Genomic DNA, 1,775 nt, shown 5'->3' with positions numbered 1-1,775 from the left:
AGGGAGCTTGCTCCCGCTGGGGCGCGGAGCACCTCAAAAGAGGGCCTGCTTCGCAGCCCAGCGGGAGCAAGCTCCCTCGCCACAGGAACAGCGTGGGATCATTGCTTTGAAGGATGCGCGTTGGCGTCAGCGTATGATCGTGGCACGATGTCGAGGTTATCGACCGAGACTCCCTGACCATGCCGCAATTCCAAGCCAAGAATCTGTCCCTGATCGCCGCAATCGACCTGGGCTCCAACAGCTTTCACATGGTGGTGGCCAAGGCCCAGAACGGCGAAATCCGCATCCTCGAACGCCTCGGGGAAAAGGTTCAGCTGGCCGCCGGCATCAACGATGAACGCCAGCTCAACGAAGAATCCATGCAACGCGGGCTCGATTGCCTCAAGCGGTTTGCCCAACTGATCAACGGTATGCCGCTGGGCGCCGTGCGGATCGTTGGCACCAACGCCCTGCGTGAAGCGCGCAACCGCAACGAGTTCATCCACCGCGCTGAAGAAATCCTCGGGCACACGGTGGAAGTCATTTCCGGTCGTGAAGAAGCGCGCCTGATCTATCTCGGCGTCTCGCACACCCTCGCCGACACGCCGGGCAAGCGCCTGGTAGCCGACATCGGCGGCGGCAGCACCGAGTTCATCATCGGCCAGCGCTTCGAGCCGCTGCTGCGCGAAAGCCTGCAAATGGGCTGCGTCAGCTTCACCCAGCGTTATTTCAAGGACGGCAAAATCACCCCGGCCCGCTACGCCCAGGCTTATACGGCGGCGCGGCTGGAGATCATGAGCATCGAGCACGCCCTGCATCGGCTGACCTGGGATGAAGCCATCGGCTCCTCGGGCACCATCCGCACCATCGGCCTGGCGCTGAAGGCCGGCGGGCACGGCACCGGTGAGGTCAATGCCGAAGGGCTGTCGTGGCTCAAGCGCAAGCTGTTCAAGCTGGGTGATGTCGAGAAGATTGATTTCGAAGGGATCAAGCCTGACCGCCGGGCGATTTTCCCGGCCGGCCTGGCCATTCTCGAAGCCATCTTCGATGCACTCGAATTGCAACGCATGGACCACTGCGAGGGCGCGCTGCGCGAAGGCGTACTCTACGACCTGCTGGGCCGTCACCACCACGAAGACGTCCGTGAGCGCACCCTCAGCTCACTGATGGAGCGTTATCACGTCGATCTTGAGCAGGCCGCACGCGTTGAACGCAAAGCCTTGCACGCCTTCGATCAAGTGGCGCAGGACTGGGACCTGGACGATGGCGTCTGGCGCGAGCTGCTCGGCTGGGCCGCCAAGGTCCACGAAGTGGGTCTGGACATCGCCCACTATCACTATCACAAGCACGGCGCATACCTGATCGAGCACTCGGACCTCGCCGGGTTTTCCCGCGAAGACCAGCAAATGCTCGCGCTGCTGGTGCGGGGCCACCGGCGCAATATTCCCCGGGACAAGTTTGCCGACTTCGGCGACGACGGCATCAAGCTGATCCGCCTGTGCGTGCTGCTGCGCTTTGCGATCCTGTTCCATCACATCCGCGGCACCCAGGAAATGCCTCAGGTGACCCTGCGCGCCAGTGGCGACAGCCTGGATGTGCTGTTCCCTGACAATTGGCTGAACGAAAACCAGCTGACCCAGGCCGATTTCGCCCTGGAAGCGGACTGGCTGACGCGGGTGGGCTTTAACCTTAACGTGCGTTAAGCACTGTGGCGAGGGAGCTTGCTCCCGCTGGGCTGCGAAGCGGCCCCAAAAAAGGCCTGCTGCGCAGTCCAGCGGGAGCAAGCTCCCTCGCCA

Annotated in this window: 1 protein-coding gene; it reads left to right on the top strand. The window is 62.6% G+C overall.

Annotation, left to right across the window (positions count from 1 at the left end):
- The first annotated feature begins 179 nt into the window (after positions 1-179).
- The gene (gene ppx / locus DU29_RS0128855; protein WP_028624797.1) at positions 180-1,682 is read left to right on the top strand and encodes an exopolyphosphatase; all 1,503 of its coding nucleotides are present in this window, start codon (positions 180-182) and stop codon (positions 1,680-1,682) included.
- Positions 1,683-1,775 lie beyond the last annotated feature (93 nt).

The sequence above is a fragment of the Pseudomonas sp. Ant30-3 genome (assembly GCF_000690905.1).
GTDB lineage: Bacteria > Pseudomonadota > Gammaproteobacteria > Pseudomonadales > Pseudomonadaceae > Aquipseudomonas.
This window is presented reverse-complemented; position numbering and strand designations above follow the sequence as displayed.

Bases quoted from the DNA above. Each gene is read 5' to 3' on its own strand.
- ppx (WP_028624797.1), top strand. From the start codon at position 180: ATGCCGCAATTCCAAGCCAAGAATCTGTCCCTGATCGCCGCAATCGAC.